Origin of the sequence: Wolinella succinogenes DSM 1740, from assembly GCF_000196135.1 — a bacterium.
Taxonomy (GTDB): domain Bacteria; phylum Campylobacterota; class Campylobacteria; order Campylobacterales; family Helicobacteraceae; genus Wolinella; species Wolinella succinogenes.
The window spans coordinates 904,441-925,205 of record NC_005090.1 but is presented as its reverse complement, the minus strand read 5'-3'; the positions used below and the strand labels follow the sequence as shown (position 1 = coordinate 925,205).

Genomic DNA, 20,765 nt, shown 5'->3' with positions numbered 1-20,765 from the left:
AAAAGAAGATAGATAGTAGCGGAATGTTAGTGACACTTAGTGACAATTGAATAACGGGCGCTATCTCTCCTCAGCCATGACGACCTGATTGCGCCCGTTGTTCTTGGCCTTGTAGAGAAGCTCATCCGCTCTCTCTATCGCCGATTCGATACTCTCTAGACGGAGGATGTTGGTCACGCCAAAACTGCAAGTGACACACTCCTCCACCCCTTCAAACTTCCACTCTTCGATTTTGGAGCGAATCTTCTCCGCCAAGAGCTGCGCCCCTTGCGTAGGGGTTTGAGGTGTGACGATCACAAACTCCTCTCCTCCCCATCGCACGAAAATATCCGTGCTCCGAATCTCGCGCGAAACAATCCCCGCCAGCTCCGCTAGCACCTCATCGCCTACACGATGCCCATAGGTGTCATTGATTCGCTTGAAGCGATCAATATCAAAAATCACCAGCGAGAGGGGTTGCTTGTAGCGTTTGAGCAGCTCGATCTCGCGCGTAATGAGCTCATTGAACTTATTGCGATTGTAGATTTGGGTGAGGGAATCGTAGTAGGCGATCTTCTCTAGCTCAATCTGCTCGGTGATGTCTTGGCAGATTCCAAAGAGAATCTTCTCTTCATGCCACTCATCGGGCGCTTTTATTTGGATATGAGTCATACGAGTCTGTCCATAAAGATTGAGGAATCGAATATTGCAACTCGCATTCTGCCCCTTTTTGGCTGAACGGATGAATCCTCTCATGAGCCTTCGCTTATCCTCAGGATGCACAAAACTCATCAAATCCTTGATGCTCAGCCGATCCTCTTCGTCGATTCCTAGGATTTTGGTGATCTCCTTGGAGTATTCAAACTCCGCATTATGAAGATAGAGCTGCCAATTGCCCAAACGAGCGATCTTTTGCGCCTCTTCCAAGATGCTCATCGCCCTAGAGAGCTCGGCGGTGCGCGCCATCACCTTCCCCTCAAGCTCTCGTTTGCTCATCTCCAGCTCCGTCACATCAGTGAGCGAGACAATGAATTTATGCGAATCTCTAGGGTAGCGCCCCACTTTGACGACAAAAATCCTCTCCTCTCCGCTATGACGGTCTTTGATAATGGCTTTAGAATCACGCCCCGTCTGATTGGCCAGCAACGCCTCATGAAGCCATGCCTCATGACGATTTTTCAAAAATCCTTCCCGATCGATAAACGCCTCACAGATGCAGCGATAGTGCATCCTGAACTCCTTGACATCCCTAAAGCCAAAAAAGTCCAAAGCGCTCCGATTCGCACTCAGCACCCCCTCATCACTCCCTGCGACCAACACGATGGAGGATTGGAAATCCAAAATATCCTGCACCACCTGCTGCTCTTTTCTTAGCGTCTCTTCATACTCTTTATGTTTGGTCACATCCGTGAAAACCAACTGCATGATTCGGCGAGTCGATTTGGCAAGCGTCACCTCATAGTAGTTTCCGCCAATCTCAATATTAAAGGGTTCGACCCTAAGGCCTGCCGCGATGCGCTCTGCCATGTGCTCATAAGTCGCCTGATCCAAAATCGCACTCAATGGCTTGTCCACAATATCGCTTCCAAGAAGCTCAAAAGCCCGCTTATTTGCCCACTGGATAAGCATCGTGGTCTCAAGATAGTAGCACTCAAGCACGCTTTGGGGAAAGTTATTGAGGGCATATCGGGTCGCACGAAAGCTCTCTTCAATAGCGTTTTTGTAGCTATTCTCAGCATTTTTGAGCAGGTCGCGTTTGGTGATAATTCCTTTGAGCTCGCGCGAAGAATCAATCACCAGCACGCAAAGGGAATCGCTATTTTTCTCAAAAATATCAATGATCTCATTGATAAAAGAATCCTCATGCACAAGATAAGGATTCTTGTCGATAAATTCAACTGCAGGCGATTCCAAAGAGACGCCAAGCTCCACCATACGGACAATCTTTCGCTCCGTGAGCATCCCCAAAATCCGCTCTCCTTCGCCAAGCATCGGGAGCGTGCCAATTTTATTCTCCACCATGAGCGAAAGCGCCTCTTTGAGCGAGTGGCTTGGAGTGATCTTATGGATGAGGTTCTTAGCATTGATGAGATGACGTGCCCTCAGCTTGGTCTTGTAGATCTCTTCGCCCAACTCATGGAAAATGGTGTCTTGCGTGATGATTCCGCTATAGCGCCCTGCCTTGTTGCAGATGACAATGCGGCGGATATTATTCCCCGTCATGAGGCTTAGCACATACTCCAAGTCTCGATTCTCCTGAGAGACCACCAGCTCCTTAATCGCTAAGGGAAAGGCCAAATCGTCAAATCCGCACCCTTCAAAAAGCAGCCTAGAGATATCTCTCTCTGTAAGAATCCCCACGGGGCGACTCTCTTCGTCTATGAAGGCTACCGCTCCACAGCCGCTCTCCTTGATGCGCTCATGAACCTCTTTGAGGGTTGCCCCTAACCCCAGAGGCTCGATTTTCTTGTCGATCAGGCTTTGGATGATCATCAAAGCGCCTTTTGAAGGATGACCTCAAGCGAAGAGGAGTCATACTCTCTAGAATCCCAGCGTGATGCAGTCTCTAAAATATTATGGACGATTTTAGGAATCTCCTCTTCTTTGATTCCAAGCTCTCCCAAGCTCACGGGAGCGCCTATCTTTTTAAACCACGCCTTAAGCTCTTTGGCGCTCATAAACTCACGCTCCAAGCGCTTGAAAGCCTCAGGATTCTTTGACTCATACCAGCTCATCCACGCGGGCACAATCACCGCTAGCCCCGCTCCATGAGCTACTTTGTAGAGCGCGCTCAGGCTATGCTCGATCATGTGATTAGGAAAGGAGTAGCCTCCAATGCCCGTGGTCAAGAGGCCATTGAGGGCGAGGGTTGCACTCCAAGCAAAGCGCGCCATAGGCTCATAGGCGCTTCGATCAGCCAAAATGGCTTCGGCTGAGGAGACTATATTTTTCATCACCGCTTCACAAAGCGAATCTTGGAGAGGCAGAGGTTTTTGCGAAGTGAGGTAGGATTCAAGAATATGGGCGAGGGCATCCACGGCTGAATAGGCAATATAGGCATCAGGCACGCTCATCATTAGGCGAGGGTTGAGGATGGAGAGCTTGGGATTGAGGCGAGGCGAGGCGATAGAGAGTTTGTGGCGGGTGCGCTCGTTCGTGATGACACTATTGCCGTTCATCTCGCTCCCCGTGGCCGCCAGCGTGAGAATCACAAAAAGATCCAACGCCCGCTCAATAGGGCGACGCTCAAGGAAATAACTCCATATTTCCTCCTCGTTACAGGCCCCCAGAGCGATCGCTTTAGCCTCATCAATCACGCTTCCACCCCCTATAGCCAAAATCGCACTCACGCGATGCTCTTTGGCCTTGGCGATTCCCGCCTCGACATGTCCAAGCTCGGGGTTAGAGACCACTCCTTCATGCAACACCCAAAGGAGGTTAGCCTCATCCAAGCGCCTCAAAGTCGAATCCAAGAGACCGCTCTTTTTGGCTGAGGCACCCCCTACAACCACCAAAACCTTTTGGTGCCCCAAGATTCCGATCTCTTTAGCGATCTCCTGTTCTCTCCCCTCTCCAAAAAGGATTCTCGTTGGATTGAAAAAGGTGAAATCGTGCATCCCTGTCCCCTTATTATTACCTTATTTTTGGCTCTTAGCTGTGATGATGAAGGATTATATTGTCCTCTCTTGAAGAATCTCTTTAATTTTGCATTTCTTTCACTCCCCCAAAATGCGCCCCTTGATTCTCCTCCAAGAATCGCTCAAAAAGATCAATCCCTAAGGGCTCGTTGAGATTTCCATGCAAAAGAATAATCCCGCCTTTTTGAGGAATCTCCCCCTTGGCCATCCACGCCTGCGCCCCCAAGGGAATGAGCCCTAGTTTTTGGAGCTCCTGCATCAAAGAGGGGGAGGAGATGAGCCCAGGAAAGCGAAAAAAGGGACTAGGGAGAATCCCCTCTTTTAGCCATCTCTTTTCTAGTTGGAGCACCTCTTTGGAGAGATTTTGCGATTCGTGGCGAAGAAAATTGCGCTCTAGCGGAAGATTCTTCTCATAGAAATGATCATAGGTGTGGTTGCACCAGAGAATCTCTAGTGATCCTTGGCGCTCTTTTTGAATCAAGGCAGCCCACTCCTCCTTGTGACTATCCATCCATCGACCGCTCACGCAAACGATCACGGGGAAGGCCTTCTGTCTCGCTTCAAGAAGAGTCCAAAGCCGCTCCTCAAAGCCTTTATGACGAGAGGGGCAGAGATCGACACTCAAATAGTGGCTCTCGCCCCCAAAGCTCTTTAGTCCATCATTGGCAAGAAGACGCGGAGGCTTATAGGCCTCTCTCATCATTTTTTTATAGAGCGAATCCTCTAAAGCGGCACCAGGGGCGATCTTGGCCTCTTGAAGGGGAATTTTTTGGGCTTGGAGGGTCTGATGATCAAACGCAAGATAGCTTTGAGCCGATGATTCTTCAAGGAGGCGAAAGGCATGATAGAATCTCCCTTGATACCAAACATCCAAAGAGAGGGGCTCATAGCGCACTATCTCGCCAAAACAGACCCCCGCCCAAAAGAGCATCCCTATCCAAAAGCGCATCTTGCCTCCTTGACTATCTTTTTTCTTGCCGTTACAATAACCCGTTTTGGCTTCTATTTTGACAAGGATTTTTATGAAATATTTTGCGCTTCTTCTTTTGCCCCTCTTACTGTGGGCCGAGCTGCCCCTCTTTGAGAAAAAAGATCCTAATCTCTTTGGCTCTTCGCGCTATAGCGTCATTTTCCGACCCGTCCAATCCATCTACAACACCCCCAAGAAAAATTGGACTTATCTCCTTGAAATCTATGCGCGCCAGCCCCACCCCACTCCCGCCAAAAGTACGGGAATGCGCATGATTCTCGAGAACTCCAAGCCCAACCTCTTCCCCTCGCGCAACGAGCTCTACTATGGCGAATGCTTCATGCGCGACCTCGCCACCTTCACCGATTGTGACTTTCCAAAGGATATGCAAAAAGATTCGAGCTTCTATCTGAAGAGATAGGGGATGAAAAACTAATAAACCCATCAATATCCATCACTGAAAAAAATAAAATCTATCAATATAGAAAAGATTAGATTTTCATAATATTTAAGTATTTTATAATTATTTAAAAGGCAGAATTTCGGGAAAATTTATTTGTTATTTATATTAATATTTTTTGACAAAATTTCTTAATTTATATTCGTATTCTTTTTAGAAGTACCGAAAAATTGGCATTTTTTATAAAAAATAAATTATAGTAATAGTTCTTGTTATTATAAAAATCTTAATCAATGCATAATTTACACCAAAAAATCCCAAGCGCACCTGCTGGAGAAATCATGACACGCCAAAGCAAAAAATATATCTATTTCTATTGCTCATCACTGCTATTACCGCTAATTCAAATGATGATATTCACCAAAATGAACAGCTTGATAAGCAGATAAAAATTTTTAACAACTTTGAAAAATTACAAAGAGACAATGAAAGAAGAGACTCTTTTGCCATTGACAAACCCGCCTTATTGCCCGAAAGCGAAGAGCCCTGCTTCATCACCCGCTCTATTCATGACGAGGGCATCACCCTCCTGCAAGAGGAGAAAAAACAGTCTCTTTATAGGCAATACGTAGGAAAATGCAACACCCTCACTGACCTCACCAACCTTGCTCGCCAACTAACAGGTCTCTATATTGATAAAGGCTATGTGACCTCTCAGGTCTATATCAAGCCTCAAAACATTTCCGATGGAGAGGTCACCCTCTACGCCCTTGAGGGTAGGATCAAAAAAATCACTCCCGAAGAATCTTATATTCATCATGCTTTTAGAGGAGAAGAGGAAAATTTCCTCAACATAAGAGAGCTAGAAAATGCCCTAGAGACCATCAATCGCCTGCCGAGCAATCGCGCCACTATGAATCTCTTGCCAAGCGAGCAGCTAGGCTACACCGATATTAGCATCGAAAATAATCCGTCCAATCGACTCAATGGAGTGATTGGAATCAACAACTTTGGAATAAAAAAAACAGGTGACAAGCAAGGATCACTCTCTCTCAACTATGACAATCCACTTGATATTAATGACCAAATCAGCATCAATCTCAACAGCACCGATAAACATTTTCAAAACGAAAACTCTACGGGCGATAGCTATGAATACTCCGTGCCCTACAAAAATCTTCTTGCAACCATAGGATATCGACAAAGCAGCTATCGGCAGCTCATCCATGGAGGCATCAACGAGTATGAGTCCAATGGCCACACCAAGACCTACACCTTCTCTCTCCAGTACCAACTCTTTCACGACCAATTCAATCGAATCTCCATGGGCTCTTCCGTTTCTCAATACAAAACAGAAAATTACCTGAGCGATTCCCTGATTGAGACCGCAAGCTATGATCTCTCCAAGGCCATGCTCAGCATGGATTACAGCTATCAAAACAGAGGCCTCTACGCCTATCTTGCCCTTGGCTACACCAAGGGAACGGATTGGTTCAACGCCTATAATCCAACTGATCTCAATGAAAAATATTCTCTCTACACGGTGGATTTTTTGCTGATGCAGCAACTAAGCGAACTGCAATACACTTTTACGGGTCACTATCAGCACTCCAGCGATCAGCTCTTTTATACTGCCACCATTTGTCAAGACAACTTTTTGAGAATTCATCTTCCAGCCTCTAGCCTTTAATTTAAGCAACGTTTTTCAACCCTTCTAGATAAACATTCATGGGCTTTTGATAATTTAGTGCTGAATGAAATCTATTGTGATTGTAAAAATTGATATATCTTGAAACCTTAAATCTGAGATCTGAAATAGAGCTATACTCATTGATATAGATTTCATCATATTTTAAAGTCCTAAAAAATCTCTCAATGGCAATATTATCAATGGATCTGCCTTTACCGTTCATAGAGATTTGAATGTTGTGTTTCTTGAGAAGTTCTGTATGTTCATGGCTGGTATATTGGCTACCTTGGTCGGAGTTGAATATTACAGGAATGTCATATTTTTCAATGGCTTCTTTTAAAACATCTGTTACAAGAGATGTATCCATAGTTGTTGATATTTTCCATGAGAGTATCGTTTTACTGTGCCAATCAATAATGGCGCACAAATACACGAAACCACCCTTGATTGGGATATAGGTAATATCTCCACTCCAAACCTGATTGGCTCTGTTAATTTCAAGCTCTCGTAGTAGATATGGATAGATTTTATGTTTATAGTTTTTAATGGATGTGTGTCGTTTCTTTTTTGGAAAGATTGCCTGTATCCCCATAGTGTTCATTAGCTTATTGACTTTATTTACACCAATTGAAAATCCATCTTCCAAAAGCTGCCTATGCATAAACCGATAGCCATAGGTTGAGGATATATCAGTATATATCTCATCTATCCTTTTCATGATTTTTAAATCATTGTCTGATATGGGTTTAGGTTCATAATAAAGGGTTGAGCGATTTAAATCTATTATTTCACATTGTCTTGCCATGGAGAGATTCTTTAGCTTGGGTGTGACAAGATCTTTTTTATTTGATAAGCCCAAGCTCTTTAGCTTTCCCACTGCCCAATCCCTCTCTATGGTTGTTTTTCCTAATTTCTTTGCTAGAGCATCATTCTCTGTTTTTAGCTCTTCTATCTCATCTTTATAGGCTTTAGTAGCCGAACCTACATCAAATACTAGTGATGCATTCTCTAAAAACTGCTTTTTCCAATCAATGAGACTTTTTGGTGTAATCTCATATTTACTGGCAATCTGTGCTACAGTCTCTTCGCCACCTAGTAATTCTAAGACAACTCTAGTTTTAAATTCTGCACTATAGCTTTTTCTTTTTCTACTCATTTTTTCCTCTCCTAAATCTTTAGAAAATTCTACCATTTAGGAAGATAAACCTTTCAATTTATTGTCTTGAATTTTAGTGGCAGTATACTTTTTTGGCAAAGCTCATAAAGAGGTGTTCGTTGAGGGCGAGAAAGGGATAGTAATTGGCATGATTTGCTTCATCTTTTTCAAAATAATTTGTTAGCGTTCTATTAAGAGGCTTAAGTAAATAGTGTGCCCTGTGTGCACTCTCTTTAATTTCATTATCTTCAAAATCAACATCGATTTTATGCTGATATCCGCTTAAGTTGGAGTGTTCTGTGCTTGAAGTATCGTTAAGCACATCTTCATCGATTGAGACTTTTGCTTGAATGATATTTGGATATTCGTTAACGCCTAGTATCTTGTGCTTATTTTCAAGCCATGAGGGTCTTTGCTCTAAAGGAGACTTGTGTTTAAAGAGCTCCCCTAATGGGATAAATTTAAAATCACCATGCGCATTATCAAGCCCAACAAGAATCGATCCTAACTCTTTAAATCCTCTTGTGAGTCTTTCTCGCCTATCATGTTCAGGAATAAGATTTTCAAAAATGGCGTAGAGTTCACCGGAGCTATTATGGGTCGAGCTGATCCCAAACAAAAGATCTTCGTAACCTTTTTCGTAGACAAATTCATAATGACCGTTAGCAAAAATGAGCGTACCCATATGTGAGCCATTTTTTAAGACCGCTAAGCGTGTCAATGTCTCTTCATTAACATACACTCGTTGATAATAACGGCTTCGTCCTTGCCCTAATGCGATTAGTCTATTCTCTTGAATCAACTCATCAACATAGCGTTGAACGGTTCTTTTGGCAATGAAGGTATTGGCAACTAATTTAGAAATACTGAGTTCAGGTGTTTTTTCAAATGCTTCAAGAATAATCTGTTTAACTTTATTATGTTCCATTGGAGTGCCCTCGTAATCATGCCAAAATGTGCCAATATTATACTAATTTAGTAAATCTTAATAATTAAAAGTATAGCTAAACTTGTGTCAAATTACGCCAATATTGTATTTTTTTATAAAATTTTAATAGTTTTATCCGCTACTCCAAGGGTGGTCTTATCGCCTCAAAAGGCAATCTGAAAGTCAATACAGGCTCTCTCCTTGCCAATCAAAATGGCTCTATTGTTTCAGGTGGAGATTTGAGTCTCACTTCACAAGGGGTGCTAGAGATGGTGTATTTTAGAAGTTTAGAAGTGGTGCGCCCGTCAGGACTCGAACCTGAGACCTACGGCTTAGAAGGCTGTTGCTCTATCCAGCTGAGCTACGAGCGCATACCAAAGGAAAAAAAGTGAAAAGAAGAAAAAAGAAGAATTATGGTGCGCTCAGAGGGAGTCGAACCCCCAACCCTCAGATCCGAAGTCTGATGCTCTATCCAATTGAGCTATGAACGCACAAAAATAAAAATGGGGTGGACGATGGGAATCGAACCCACGACCCTCAGGACCACAATCTGATGCTCTAACCGACTGAGCTACGCCCACCACACATAAAAAATCTTCCACTTTAAGGAAGACTCTCAAAGAACATGGTCGGGGCGACAGGATTCGAACCTGCGACCCCCTGGTCCCAAACCAGGTGCGCTAGCCAGGCTGCGCTACGCCCCGTCACCCCGCCAGCAACTAAATGTTGCTTTTGAGGGTGAAATTATAGTCTAAGAGATGGCTTTTGTCAAGTATTTTAGGCGCTTTCACAGACTTTGAGCGATGGCATATCCAACCAACGCCACTAAATAAGCCACCACAGTTGTAAAGGCAAAGAGATAATAGATATATTTTGTACCACCTGCCTCCTTGCCAAAGACGACCGTAGCAGCTAGGCAAGGGTTATAGAGCATGATAAAAAGGATAAAGGCAATCGCCGTGGGGAAAGGAACTGCCGCTTGAAGCACCTCCATTAGCGTCTCGCTCTCCTCGTCCACCTCGCCTCCTAGAGAGTAGAGCACGCCCATCGTGGAGATCACCACCTCTTTAGCGGCCAATCCGGAGACGAGCGCTACGCTCATTTTCCAATCAAATCCCATAGGAGCGAAAACTGGCTCGATCGTCTGCCCAACACGCCCTAGATAGCTCTGCTCCAGTTTGGCTTCGGCAAGCTTTGCCTCTAGCTCTGCCACGAGCTCTTCGTTATTCGCCGCCTGCTCAATCTGAGCGCCAAATTGCTCCTCTAGTGCCTCATTGCCTGGATAATTGCTCGCAAACCAAATCAGCATAGAGGCCGCAAGGATGAAGGTTCCTGCCTTTTTGATATACATGAGCGCCTTATTCCAAATAGTAAACCATACCAAGCGGAGGCTGGGAAGACGATATTTTGGCATCTCCATAACAAAAGGCTCTTCGGGTCCTTTGAAAGCTGTAAGACGAAGAATCTTCGCTGCTACAAGCCCTAAAACCGCTCCAAGGATATAGATTCCAAAAAGGGCATTACCCGCCACCTCTTCAGGGAAAAATGCCCCAATAAAAAGCACATAAACAGGAAGTCTCGCACCACAACTCATAAAGTTAACAATAAAAAGCGTCAAAAGACGATCTTTCTCGTTTTTAAGTGTTCGCGCGGCCATAAAAGCAGGCACAGAGCATCCAAATCCCGTCACCAAAGGGATAAAGCTCTTTCCGTGCATTCCAAATTTATGGAAGAATCCATCCAAAAGGAATGCCACGCGCGCCATATAGCCCGTGGTCTCAAGGAGCGCGATTCCAAAGAAGAGGATAAGGATATTGGGCAAAAAGAGCAAGACTGAGCCCACACCACCCAAAATACCGTCTGCAAGCAGCGAAGCCAGACCCTCGTGAGCAATATTCTCCTTGACCATATCTCCCAAAGAGCCAAAGAGCGCTTCGATATAGTCCATTGGAATTGACCCCAGCTCAAAAGTGAGCTGGAACAGCCCCCACATCAAGAAAAGAAAGATAGGCAGACCCAAATATTTATGAATCAGAATCGAATCGATCACTTGAGTGTAGTTCTTTGCCTTGGGAGGCTTGGATCGGCTTGTCTCCATCGCCGCACCCTTGGCAAAGGCGTGAGCATCGGCTAAAAATATCTCTCGCACATCCTTGCTCTCAAACTTAAGATAGAGTCGATCCAGCGACTCATTCACAAGGGGCTGAAGCTCCATCCACAGAGGCTTATCATGCAAGAAAGCATAAAGCGCCTTATCCTTTTGCAAGAGCTTTAAAGCCACGCTTCTAGCGCTTCCTCTCCACTCTTTCAGACACTCGCTTTGGCGCTCTTTAATAAACTCCTCAATTCTTGCTAGCTCCTCCTCGATGGCATCCCCATAGGTTCGCTTCGATTCTCTGGCGGGTGCTTCATGCGTCTTAATGATAAGATCGGCGAGCTGGTCGATATTACTCTTGGTTGCCGCTGAGATTTTGAGGCAGGGCAAGCCAAGGATCGAGGAGAGCTGGACTTCGTCGATCTCAATTCCTTCTTTTTCCGCCTCATCACTCATGTTGAGCGCCACAATGATCTTTTTCCCAAGCTCCATGAGGCCTGAAGTGAGAAGAAGGTTTCGCTCCAAGTTGGTCGAATCGACCACATTCACGATCAAATCATACGATTCCTCTTCCAAGAACTGCTTGGTCACACGCTCCTCAATGGAGTAATCATTCAGCGAGTAGGTTCCAGGGAGGTCAATAATCTGGATCTCTTGATCCCCTCGCCTAAAGAAGGCTTCGGCTTTCTCTACGGTCACACCGGTGAAATTTCCCACCTTCATGTGAGCTCCGCTAATAGCGTTAATCACGAGGCTTTTGCCCACATTGGGCTGCCCTACGAGGGCGACAGTGAGGGGCTTCTTCATGAGACGAGCTTTTCGACTTCGATACTCTCTGCTTCGCTGGAGCGGAGAATCATGAGGCTTTGATTGAGCGCAACCACTAGCGTTGCCTTCACCAAAGAGACCTCTTTGACCTCCAAATGACTCTCTTTGAAAATCCCAAAAGAGTGCAACCTCTCTCTCAAAATCTGATCACTAGGCAGTCCTTTGACGACCGCTTTTTCACCTTTTTGTAACTCATGCAATTTCATGGATTCTTTCGCCCCTGTTTAATGATAATAGTTATTGTAATCTAACGACAAAGTCTTGTCAAACGCGATTCTAACAGTCGTTATCATTATTTACAGAGAGATTATAGGAGTCGAATATTAGGAGATTGTTAAGCTTAGGCGCGGTTTAAAACCGCGCCATTCCGTCCGTAGGTGAGCTGGCACTCGCATAGGGTTTTTTAGGAATCCGTCCAGCAAGGTAGCTTTGGCGCCCTGCCCTAACCGCATCCCTCATCGCGCTTGCCATCAAAATAGGATTTTGAGCTTGGGCGATGGCTGTGTTGGTGAGAACCGCATCCGCTCCTAGCTCCATGGCGATGGCTGCATCGCTAGCGCACCCCACACCCGCATCCACGATAAGGGGGACTTTGATCGCCTCTTTGATAAAAACCACATTGTATCGATTCTGGATACCTAGGCCACTCCCGATAGGCGCAGCCAAAGGCATGATCGCGCTCGCGCCTGCCTCTTCAAGACGCCTAGCCATGATGGGGTCGTCGTTTGTATAGGCCAACACCGTGAATCCATCCTTGGCTAACACTTCGCACGCTTTGAGCGTCTCCATCACATCAGGATAGAGGGTCTTTTGTGTGTCTCCGATAATCTCTAGCTTGATGAAGTCAATTCCTGTTGCCTCGCGAGTGAGCCGAAAAAGTGTGATAGTCTCCTCGGCTGTAGTGCACCCCGCGGAGTTGGGAAGGAACTGCACAGAGGAGCCTTTGAAATAGTCCAAGAGATTCTCCTCTTTGGGATTAGTGATGTTCACGCGTCGCACCGCCACGGTGATCATCTCCGCCTCTGAAGCCATGGTCGCCTCGTAAGTGGTCTTGAAATCCTTATACTTCCCGCTTCCTACAATGAGGCGGCTCTGAAAAATCTTGTTGCCGATATTGAGTGTGTCACTATTCATCCTGGGGTTGCCTTGGTGTTGGATTTTAAGGGAGGATTTTATAGCACGCCCCCTCTTGGGGCATTCTTAAAGCGTGCCTAAAGAGAGAGTTTCCCAAGTGCTTGAATAAGGTCCAAAGGGGTGAGTGCGTAGTTGGCCTTCTCCACCCTACTAGCGGCTAGCGTGTGCGCCAAAGAGCCCTCAATAGCTGACTCAAGCGGGCTTCTCCCTTGGGCGAGCAAAGAGGCGATGATTCCGCCGAGCACATCACCGCTGCCCCCTTTAGCGAGCATCGCTCCCCCTAGAGGATTAATATAGAGTCGCTCCCCTTGAAGGATGATAGGATTAGCCCCCTTAAGAAGCAAGACCGCCCTAGGATAGCGCTCTCCAAAGATTCTCGCCCAGCCCATGCGATCTTTCTGCACCTCTAGGGTGCTCACTTGGGCGATTCCTAAAACCCCTAAAAGATTTGCAAACTCTTTAGGGTGCGGAGTGAGCACAAGAGAGGGATTCTTCTCCAAAAGAGAGAGTATCTCCTCCCTGCCTAAAATATCCGCGTCTAGGACGCTTGGGAGCTCCCAAGCGTCTTTAGGGCACTCCCTCTCGCCAAGTCCCATTCCGCACGCCAAAGCGCTCGCTCCCTTTGGCACGCTCACTCCCTGCATCAGCTCATAGGGAGGGTTTTTCACCTCCCCCACGAGACTCACCAGTCCCGCACCAAAATGGAGCCCCGCCAAAGCGGCCAAAACCGCCGCTCCCTCCCTCTCCCCTGCAACCACCGCAAGGTGTCCATAGCTTCCCTTGTGAGAATCTTCTCGCACGCGCCAAGGGAGCCTCACATCCTCGCGACCCAAAAGATAGGCGCTGGGCGGCTGATTTTGCTCATAAAGCCTTTGGGAGATTCCAAGATTTCCCACCACCAGCTCTCCGACAAACTCCTTCGTAGAATCACTCAAAAGCGCCTCTCTAATCGCACCCATCGCACAGGTGAGATCAGCCTTAAAGGCGATGGGTCTTGGGTTGCCTTTGGAATCGATTCCGCTGGGAATATCACAAGCGATCTTGTAGCCTCTCGCCTCATTCATCTCCCTAATCACCTCTAAAGAATCAAGACCCAAATCCCTAGAGAGCCCTGAGCCAAAGAGTGCATCCACTAGCACATCGCCCTGCCCTAGCTTCTCGACCCCCTCTATGCCAAGCGCTTGGGCGCGCCTTAGCTGAAGTTTGGCTAGATCGCTCGCGCAGCCCAAAGGGAGCCAAAGCCGCACGCGATAATCCCCCCAAAGCATTCGCGCCAAAGCGATTCCATCCGCGCCATTATTCCCCGACCCTGAGACGATTCTCACCACGCTTCCTGCTCTAAATCTCGCACGAATAAGCTCGGCTAAACTCCTAGCGGCATTCTCCATGAGTAGCTCATGACTCATCCCAAAAAGCTCCACAGCGGCGCTATCTAGTGTGGAGACCTCCAAAAAGAGTGGCTGCATCTAAACCCCTTTTCAATCTTCAAATCTCAAAGCCAAACTTCGAGCCCTTGCCCAGCTCGCTCTCTATTTGAAGATTCTTTCCATGAAGCTTCAAAATATATTTCACGATAGAGAGCCCAAGCCCCAAAGAGCTCTCCCAGCTATGGCTATCCACGCGATAGAACTTCTTTGTGATGAGCTTTAGCTCGCTCTCTTCTAGCCCCACTCCGCGGTCAACGACCCACAAAGCCTTGGGCGCAACCTCAATCGTGACCTTATCACTAGAGTATTTTAGCGCGTTCTCGGCGAGATTGTGGATGACATGCTCCATGAGTGTCTTATCCGCCTCAACCTCACGTGCCTCTCCGACTACCTCGATTTCGCGCCGCTTATGCTTCTCTTCCAAGCTTTTAGCGATCTCTAGAGCAAGGCTTTTAAGGCAGAATCGTGTGGGTTCGATTCGGGCGATATCATTTTCAAGACTAAAGGTGAGCCGCAACCGATCAATGAGCGTAGAGAGCTTTTGGGCATTGTGGGAGATTCGCTCCAAAAATCGCCGCCGCTTCTCCTCAGGGAGCGATTCTTCGCCTAGTAGCGTCTCACAATAGCCGATGATGATGGCGATAGGGTTTTTAAACTCATGGGAAATCGCGGAGATAATGTCGGCATTTTGACGATTCTTGAGGCGAAGCTTGGCGGCTTGCTTGCGTGTCTTGCGATCTTTTTTCTCTAGTTTTCTAGCCAAATTCGTGAGCAATTCTGAGAGCACCGCAAACTCACCGATAAAAGAGCCCGATAGAGTCGCTTGATAGTTTTTCTCTGCCACTTCGCGCAGATAGAGAGTGATCTTTCGCAACTCAAAGTTAATATTACGCTCAATGAGACGCGCCACTACGAAGGAGAGAAGAAGCGAAACCAAAAAGAGAGGAGCGATCTTCCACCAAAGCTCATAAAGCGGGCTTTTAGCCCCTTCGATAGGAAGTGAAATGGCGATAATATAGCCACGATCATCAATCACCGTATCTTGGGCGAGATACATCACCTCTTTGTCCTCGATTCGATCAATCTTAAGCCGCTCTCCCCCCAAGGGGCGCTTGGAACTATCAATCCCAAGGAATATATCCATGTTCACTGCATCCTCATGGCTTGCAGTGAAGGTGCCGAGTGCTTTATTGAAGATGACGATATAAGTCCCCGTCCGCCGCGCCAAATCACGCGTGAACTCATAGCTAATGCTCCCCTCTAGAATCGAAATATCCACGATCTCAATCATCGTCCTTAGCTTCTGTTCCACCACCGCAAGCTCGCGCTCTTGGTGATTTTGATAGGTGAAAAAGACAAGGAATCCAAAGGTGCCCAAAAAGACGAGCGTGAAGTTGATGGAGAAGAGCTGGTGGAGTTTTAGCAAAGAGTGTAGCCCTCGCCTCGCACCGAGCGGAAATAGTTCTTCTCTTTATCAGGGTCAATCTTCTCCCTTAGGCGCTTGATGGCGACATTGACGGTCTTATCCTGATACTCACCACAAGCCCCCCAAACCGTCTCTAGCAGATATTCGCGACTGAGCACAATATGACGATTCTTGATGAATTCAAGCAGGAGATAAAACTCTAACTTCGTGAGCTCAACACTCTCGCTATCAACAAAAAGCTCCCGGCTCTTGGGCTTTAAAATCAAATCCCTATATTGATAAACCTCCTGCTCTTCACCCTTGGTTCGCTTAAGAACCGCCCTGATACGAGCGATAAGCTCTTCAAACTTGAAGGGCTTAGTGATGTAATCATCTGCTCCCGCTTCAAAGCCCTCTAGCTTCTCCTTGTCTCCGCTCTTGGCGGTGAGAAAGATCACGGGCGTGGCATAACCCTTCTCTCTTAGGCGCTTGATAAACTCTGCCCCCTCCACCCCAGGGAGATTCCGATCCACCAAAAGAAGATCAATAGGCTCCTCTTTGAGAAGTTTTTCGATGTTTTGCACATTCAAAAACCCCTCCACTTCAAAATCTGCCTTCTTCAAATGGAACTCAAGCAACTCCAAAAGATCCTCTTCGTCCTCAATAATCGCAATCAACGGCTTTACCATATTCGACAATCCTTTCACTCCTCGCCATTATAAAACAACGCGACTATTTTATTTCAAAAAGGTTTCAAATAGGCCACAACACAGCGACACCCTACCCTCTCGTCACCCCGATGTTACCCTTTTTTTGTAGCATGGCGCGCCAAATTCCGTCTCTATGTTCAAGGATATCTCGTGATTCAGATCCAAACCCTATGGAAAATCTACAAACGATTTTTCAAAAAGACCACTCTCGCCAGTAAGTTTATCGGGAATTTATCGCTTCTCTTTTTCGCGCTTTTGGCGATTTTTGTTGCTTTTTACCTCTACTACTCCCATATCCAAAAGAGCCACACCCTAGAGCTAAAAAACGCTATTGAGCTCAAAGAGAGTCTTGAGCACACCACCAAAAGCAACGAAGAATCAATCGCTCTCTTTGAGAAGATGCAAAAGAGTTCGAAGCAGTTTCTAGGCTATTATGAGGACTTGGGCAAGCTTCAAGCCATCATGCGGGAGATTCTTCTGCTTGGCTTCAAAGAGAGCGAAAAGCGCAAAACCGAACGACTTGCCAATGAGTTGCGCGCTTGGGTGGAGACTCCCACCGCCAAAAATCCCTACATTGAAGAGACGGCTAGCCAATTTCTCATCCTCTCTAATGTTCTCCAGTCCAACCCCAACTCCATGATTGTGGATGATATCCGAGTCGTGGTGGAAGATATTAGCAATAAAATCATCCAAGAATCGCTCAAAATCAGCGAGGAACAGGGCAAACAGACCCTTCATGTGGCCACAAAGCTAAAAGAGATCAATGCAGGGTTGGATGAAGATTTATCACTCCTTCATCAAGGGGTCAAAGAGCGAGAGATCGGCGCTAAAAAGGGATTTCAAGCGCTCCTTTTTGTCATTGGAGCGATGGGAATCTCTATCCTTTTGCTCATGACCATGGCGCTCATCATCGCTCGATTCCTCTATGATTTGCGCAAAATCACACGATACTTAGAAGGCCTGACCGCCCAAAAAGGCTCTTTTGATCTCTCAAAAGAGATCGACTACACGCAGAATTCCAAAGAGGAGACCGACTTCATCTCGCGCGCTATCTCTCACCTGCTTCAAAACCTCAAAGCCGCCATCGCCAAAGCCCAATCCCTCTCCATCCATAGCCAAGAATCAAGTGGCTCCCTCCAAGAAAATTCTGAAAATCTCTCCTTTGGAATCCAAGGGCAATTCGACCAAATTAACGAGCTCAATTCCAATATTCTCCTCATGAGCCAAGAGACGCAAAACGCCCAGCACCTCTCGCAAAAAACCGCCCAAACCCTTCAGCGAAACGAGGATACATTGAAGCGATTTGTAGAGAATCTTCGGCTTGTGATTGAGATGATGAAGCAAAGCAGCCTTAAACAGGCGCACATCTCTGAGAACATGAAAGTGCTCGCCGCCCAAGTCTCTCAAACCAAAGAGATGCTCAATCTCATCAGCGAGATCGCCTCCCAAACCAACCTCCTCTCACTCAATGCCGCCATCGAAGCCGCTAGGGCGGGCGAACATGGTCGAGGATTTGCAGTGGTTGCTGATGAGGTGAGAAAGCTCGCTGAGCGCACCCAAGAGAGTCTAGGCAACATCAAGGTCTTGGATGAGTTTGGAGAGAGCACCCAGGAGATGACTGAACTAAGCCGCAACCTCCATCGAGTCTCCGAGCAAGCTAGTGAGCTCATCCAAGAGGCGCTTTGTGCACAGAGAGAGATTCTTGAGGCTTCCCAAATCTCTCTCTCCATGCAAGCCATCAGTCAAGAGGCCAAAGAGCGAAGTGAAGCTTGTCTCGCCTCCATCGGACAAACGCTCGCCTACGCCCAAAGCAATCGCCAGCAAGCCAGTAGTGTAGAAGAGATCGCCCTCTCCCTTAAAAGTGGCGCTAACGCCCTATACAGCGACCTCCAAGCCTTTCGCTTTTAGGGGTCTTGCCCCTCTTTTTGTCTCCATTGTGTCACCTAGCTATCCTACAATCTCCCTCGCAAAAACATCAATCCAAAGATCAATCAAGGAGAAGAAATGGCTCATTTCGGTAAGCTCGCCCTAAGCGTGACAGCGGCGGCAGTTTTGGCACTCAGCGCCCAAGCAAGAGATCAAATCAAAATGGCAGGTTCATCCACTGTCTATCCTTTTAGCAGCTATGTAGCCGAAGAGTTTGGCGCCACCACTGGCAACAAAACTCCTGTGGTCGAATCCCTTGGAACAGGCGGCGGCTTCAAAGTGTTCTGCGCAGGCGATGGACTTGACACTACTGATATCGCTAACGCCTCTAGACCTATCAAAAAGTCTGAGTTTGACAACTGCGTCGCCAATGGCGTGACTGACATCACAGGCGTGATGATCGGATATGATGGTATCTCTATTGCTCAAAGCAAAGCCAATGCGGCGATCAACTTCAAAATTGAGCATCTTTTCTTGGCCTTGGCTGAGGAAGTTCCTGTTGATGGCAAACTTGTCAAAAACCCCTACAAAACTTGGAATCAAGTGGATGCTTCTCTTCCCAATCGACCCATCGTGGTTTATGGACCCCCCACCACTTCTGGAACACGAGACGCTTTTGAAGAGCTCGTCATGGAAGTAGGCTCTAAGAAATTTGATGCTTATGGCGATGCCAAGGGCAAATACAAGAAAATTCGCCAAGATGGTGCCTATATCCCTGCGGGTGAAAACGATAACCTCATCGTTCAAAAGCTCGTCCAAGACAAAAATGCTCTTGGAATCTTTGGCTATAGCTTCCTAGAGGAGAATCCTGATAAAGTTAGCGGCGCTAACATCAACGGTATCGCTCCTACAGCTAAGACCATCGGCGATGGCTCCTACCCTGTCTCTAGAAGCCTCTACTTCTATGTCAAAAACTCTCACCGAGCCGGCGTTAAAGGCCTTGATCAGTTCGTTGACCTCTTTATCAGCGACAAGATGATTGGGGGCAATGGCGTTCTTAAGAACATCGGTCTTATCCCTATGCAGCCCGATCTTCTCAAAAAAGTTCAAGATACAGTTAAGGCCAAAACCAAACTCACCGCTGAAATGGTTGACAAGCACACTGTTCTTCCCTAAATCTAGGCTCTTCTCTTCCACCTTTTTATCCATGGCGAGCCTCCTCGCCATGGATGTTTTATGATTTTGATCATCGCGTGCAAGGAATAGCATCTTGAGTATTGATAACCTCTACCTTATCTTTTTTGGTGGGCTCATCCCCCTTATGTTTATCGGCTATGTTTTGGCCAGAGGCAAAGCCTTTAGGCTCGTCCAGCAGGGCATAAAAATACACTCTCAGCCCGACCAATACGGATGGTTCGCCGCTCTTTATACCGGTCTGCCCGCGATCTCTATCGCTGTGTGCGGGGTATTTTTATACCTTTTTGGAATCAATGCCATCCCCCCTTTGATGCTCATTGCCGCCGCCCTTAGCGTGGCCGCCTTTGCTCTTCTTTTCATCCTCTTTCGATTCAATTCTAAAACCAAAGCGCGAGACTTGGTGGAGGGTTTCATCAGGGGTCTTCTGATCCTTGCTTCTTTCATCTCAATTCTCACTACCTTTGGAATCTTGATCTCGATTCTCTTTGAAGCCATGCACTTTTTTGCCAGAGAGAGTGTCTGGTATTTTCTCTTTGGGACGGAGTGGTCGCCTGACACCTCCTTCCTTGAGGGAGCTGCTAGAGAAGGGGCTCACGCCGCCAAGGCGAATTTTGGAGCGGTCCCCCTTTTTGCGGGCACCTTCTACATCACTGCCATTGCGATGCTTGTCGCCGTTCCCGTAGGTCTGCTCTCGGCTATCTACATGGCCGAATACGCCTCCCAAAGGGCGCGTGATTTTATCAAGCCCATTCTAGAGATTCTTGCGGGAATCCCTACAGTCGTTTATGGATTCTTTGCCGCACTCACCGTGGCACCCTTTATCGTGGAGGTGTTCAAAGGTTTTGGTATCCAAGCCTCTTTTGAGAGCGCTTTGGGCGCAGGGATCGTCATGGGCATCATGATCATCCCCATCATCGCCTCCCTCTCAGATGATGTGATTAGCTCTGTTCCTCAAAATATCAAAAACGGCTCCCTCGCCCTTGGGATGAACAAATCCGAAACGATCAAATTCATCACCCTCCCCTCTGCTATGCCTGGAATCATCGCCGCTTGCTTGCTTAGCATCTCACGTGCCCTTGGAGAGACGATGATTGTCGTCATGGCTGCCTCATTGCGTCCTAACCTCACATGGAATCCTTTAGAAGATATGACCACGGTAACCGTCAAGATCGTCGAATCACTCGTAGGCGATCAGGAGTTTAACAGCTCTCTCACCCTCTCTGCTTTCGCGCTTGGCTTGGTGCTCTTTATCGTGACGCTCATCATCAACGTGGTTTCGGTCATGATCATCCGAAGCTTCCATAAAAAATATAAAATCTCCAACCTTTAAAAGGCGCGACCC

At 46.9% G+C, this 20,765-nt stretch carries 16 protein-coding genes, 4 tRNA genes and 2 pseudogenes; 7 read left to right on the top strand and 15 right to left on the bottom strand.

Annotated features, from left to right (window positions below; genetic code table 11):
• Window positions 1–60: 60 nt before the first annotated feature.
• The 3 genes from WS_RS10615 to WS_RS10610 form a co-directional block, all read right to left on the bottom strand.
• The gene (locus WS_RS10615) at window positions 61–2,472 is read right to left on the bottom strand and encodes a diguanylate cyclase (RefSeq protein ID WP_049770647.1); all 2,412 of its coding nucleotides are present in this window, start codon (window positions 2,470–2,472) and stop codon (window positions 61–63) included.
• Entirely contained in the window at window positions 2,472–3,596 is a 1,125-nt protein-coding gene (locus tag WS_RS04635) for an iron-containing alcohol dehydrogenase (protein ID WP_011138860.1), read from the bottom strand. Before WS_RS04635 ends, WS_RS10615 begins: the two co-directional genes overlap by 1 nt.
• 82 nt (window positions 3,597–3,678) lie before the next feature.
• Window positions 3,679–4,566, bottom strand: a complete 888-nt coding sequence (locus tag WS_RS10610; RefSeq protein ID WP_011138859.1) for a polysaccharide deacetylase family protein — start codon at window positions 4,564–4,566, stop codon at window positions 3,679–3,681.
• A 73-nt stretch (window positions 4,567–4,639) separates the two neighbouring features.
• On the opposite strand from WS_RS10610, the gene WS_RS04625 reads away from it, so the two are divergent.
• Entirely contained in the window at window positions 4,640–5,008 is a 369-nt protein-coding gene (locus tag WS_RS04625) for a hypothetical protein (protein WP_041571752.1), read from the top strand.
• Between the two features lie 505 nt (window positions 5,009–5,513).
• On the top strand, window positions 5,514–6,677 hold the full coding sequence (locus WS_RS04620; protein ID WP_232013707.1) for a ShlB/FhaC/HecB family hemolysin secretion/activation protein: 1,164 nt from the start codon (window positions 5,514–5,516) through the stop codon (window positions 6,675–6,677).
• Between the two features lies 1 nt (window position 6,678).
• Here the strand turns inward: WS_RS04620 and WS_RS04615 are convergent, their stop codons facing one another.
• Window positions 6,679–7,869, bottom strand: a complete 1,191-nt coding sequence (locus WS_RS04615) for an IS3-like element IS1302 family transposase (RefSeq protein WP_011138235.1) — start codon at window positions 7,867–7,869, stop codon at window positions 6,679–6,681.
• 37 nt (window positions 7,870–7,906) lie between these two features.
• On the bottom strand, window positions 7,907–8,761 hold the full coding sequence (locus WS_RS04610; RefSeq protein WP_011138856.1) for a HipA N-terminal domain-containing protein: 855 nt from the start codon (window positions 8,759–8,761) through the stop codon (window positions 7,907–7,909).
• Between the two features lie 134 nt (window positions 8,762–8,895).
• Between WS_RS04610 and WS_RS11290 the strand changes: the two are divergent.
• Window positions 8,896–9,012: pseudogene (locus WS_RS11290) on the top strand (hypothetical protein); the annotation flags it as partial.
• A 43-nt stretch (window positions 9,013–9,055) separates the two neighbouring features.
• On the opposite strand, the gene WS_RS04605 reads toward WS_RS11290, so the two are convergent.
• The 10 genes from WS_RS04605 to WS_RS04560 form a co-directional block, all read right to left on the bottom strand.
• Window positions 9,056–9,132: transfer RNA gene (locus WS_RS04605), tRNA-Arg, on the bottom strand.
• Between the two features lie 43 nt (window positions 9,133–9,175).
• Window positions 9,176–9,252 (bottom strand) — tRNA-Arg (locus WS_RS04600).
• A gap of 13 nt (window positions 9,253–9,265) precedes the next feature.
• Window positions 9,266–9,342 (bottom strand) — tRNA-His (locus WS_RS04595).
• A gap of 45 nt (window positions 9,343–9,387) precedes the next feature.
• Window positions 9,388–9,465, bottom strand: a tRNA-Pro gene (locus WS_RS04590).
• Window positions 9,466–9,548: 83 nt separating this feature from the next.
• Entirely contained in the window at window positions 9,549–11,663 is a 2,115-nt protein-coding gene (gene feoB, locus WS_RS04585; protein ID WP_011138855.1) for a ferrous iron transport protein B, read from the bottom strand.
• Complete coding sequence (locus WS_RS04580) at window positions 11,660–11,890, bottom strand: FeoA family protein (protein ID WP_011138854.1); 231 nt, start codon at window positions 11,888–11,890, stop codon at window positions 11,660–11,662. Before WS_RS04580 ends, feoB begins: the two co-directional genes overlap by 4 nt.
• A gap of 145 nt (window positions 11,891–12,035) precedes the next feature.
• Window positions 12,036–12,818 carry a thiazole synthase gene (locus WS_RS04575; RefSeq protein WP_011138853.1) on the bottom strand — a complete coding sequence of 261 codons (783 nt, stop codon included), beginning with the start codon at window positions 12,816–12,818 and terminating at the stop codon, window positions 12,036–12,038.
• Window positions 12,819–12,895: 77 nt separating this feature from the next.
• Entirely contained in the window at window positions 12,896–14,284 is a 1,389-nt protein-coding gene (locus tag WS_RS04570) for a bifunctional ADP-dependent NAD(P)H-hydrate dehydratase/NAD(P)H-hydrate epimerase (protein ID WP_011138852.1), read from the bottom strand.
• A 19-nt stretch (window positions 14,285–14,303) separates the two neighbouring features.
• The gene (locus tag WS_RS04565) at window positions 14,304–15,671 is read right to left on the bottom strand and encodes a sensor histidine kinase (protein WP_011138851.1); all 1,368 of its coding nucleotides are present in this window, start codon (window positions 15,669–15,671) and stop codon (window positions 14,304–14,306) included.
• A complete protein-coding gene (locus WS_RS04560; RefSeq protein ID WP_011138850.1) occupies window positions 15,665–16,339 on the bottom strand; it encodes a response regulator transcription factor in 675 nt (224 codons plus the stop codon). The genes WS_RS04565 and WS_RS04560 overlap by 7 nt, the downstream gene beginning before the upstream one ends.
• Before the next feature lie 171 nt (window positions 16,340–16,510).
• Here WS_RS04560 and WS_RS11220 point away from each other — a divergent pair, with 171 nt between their 5' ends.
• The 4 genes and pseudogenes from WS_RS11220 to pstC all read left to right on the top strand — a co-directional run bounded on the left by WS_RS11220 (window position 16,511) and on the right by pstC (window position 20,753).
• A complete protein-coding gene (locus tag WS_RS11220; RefSeq protein ID WP_011138849.1) occupies window positions 16,511–18,268 on the top strand; it encodes a methyl-accepting chemotaxis protein in 1,758 nt (585 codons plus the stop codon).
• 96 nt (window positions 18,269–18,364) lie between these two features.
• On the top strand, window positions 18,365–19,402 hold the full coding sequence (locus tag WS_RS04550; RefSeq protein ID WP_011138848.1) for a PstS family phosphate ABC transporter substrate-binding protein: 1,038 nt from the start codon (window positions 18,365–18,367) through the stop codon (window positions 19,400–19,402).
• A gap of 145 nt (window positions 19,403–19,547) precedes the next feature.
• A pseudogene (locus WS_RS11215) lies at window positions 19,548–19,670 on the top strand (phosphate ABC transporter permease family protein); the annotation flags it as partial.
• Between the two features lie 63 nt (window positions 19,671–19,733).
• The gene (gene pstC, locus WS_RS04545) at window positions 19,734–20,753 is read left to right on the top strand and encodes a phosphate ABC transporter permease subunit PstC (protein WP_232013743.1); all 1,020 of its coding nucleotides are present in this window, start codon (window positions 19,734–19,736) and stop codon (window positions 20,751–20,753) included.
• Window positions 20,754–20,765: the final 12 nt, after the last annotated feature.

What these genes read in the sequence shown, in the direction of transcription:
- WS_RS04575 (WP_011138853.1), bottom strand. Translation starts at nt 12,818, where the DNA reads ATGAATAGTGACACACTCAATATCGGCAACAAGATTTTTCAGAGCCGC.
- WS_RS04560 (WP_011138850.1), bottom strand. Translation starts at nt 16,339, where the DNA reads ATGGTAAAGCCGTTGATTGCGATTATTGAGGACGAAGAGGATCTTTTG.
- pstC (WP_232013743.1), top strand. Translation starts at nt 19,734, where the DNA reads ATGCTCATTGCCGCCGCCCTTAGCGTGGCCGCCTTTGCTCTTCTTTTC.
- feoB (WP_011138855.1), bottom strand. Translation starts at nt 11,663, where the DNA reads ATGAAGAAGCCCCTCACTGTCGCCCTCGTAGGGCAGCCCAATGTGGGC.
- WS_RS10610 (WP_011138859.1), bottom strand. Translation starts at nt 4,566, where the DNA reads ATGCGCTTTTGGATAGGGATGCTCTTTTGGGCGGGGGTCTGTTTTGGC.
- WS_RS04580 (WP_011138854.1), bottom strand. Translation starts at nt 11,890, where the DNA reads ATGAAATTGCATGAGTTACAAAAAGGTGAAAAAGCGGTCGTCAAAGGA.
- WS_RS04570 (WP_011138852.1), bottom strand. Translation starts at nt 14,284, where the DNA reads ATGCAGCCACTCTTTTTGGAGGTCTCCACACTAGATAGCGCCGCTGTG.
- WS_RS10615 (WP_049770647.1), bottom strand. Translation starts at nt 2,472, where the DNA reads ATGATCATCCAAAGCCTGATCGACAAGAAAATCGAGCCTCTGGGGTTA.
- WS_RS04635 (WP_011138860.1), bottom strand. Translation starts at nt 3,596, where the DNA reads ATGCACGATTTCACCTTTTTCAATCCAACGAGAATCCTTTTTGGAGAG.
- WS_RS04550 (WP_011138848.1), top strand. Translation starts at nt 18,365, where the DNA reads ATGGCTCATTTCGGTAAGCTCGCCCTAAGCGTGACAGCGGCGGCAGTT.
- WS_RS04625 (WP_041571752.1), top strand. Translation starts at nt 4,640, where the DNA reads ATGAAATATTTTGCGCTTCTTCTTTTGCCCCTCTTACTGTGGGCCGAG.
- WS_RS04615 (WP_011138235.1), bottom strand. Translation starts at nt 7,869, where the DNA reads ATGGTAGAATTTTCTAAAGATTTAGGAGAGGAAAAAATGAGTAGAAAA.
- WS_RS04610 (WP_011138856.1), bottom strand. Translation starts at nt 8,761, where the DNA reads ATGGAACATAATAAAGTTAAACAGATTATTCTTGAAGCATTTGAAAAA.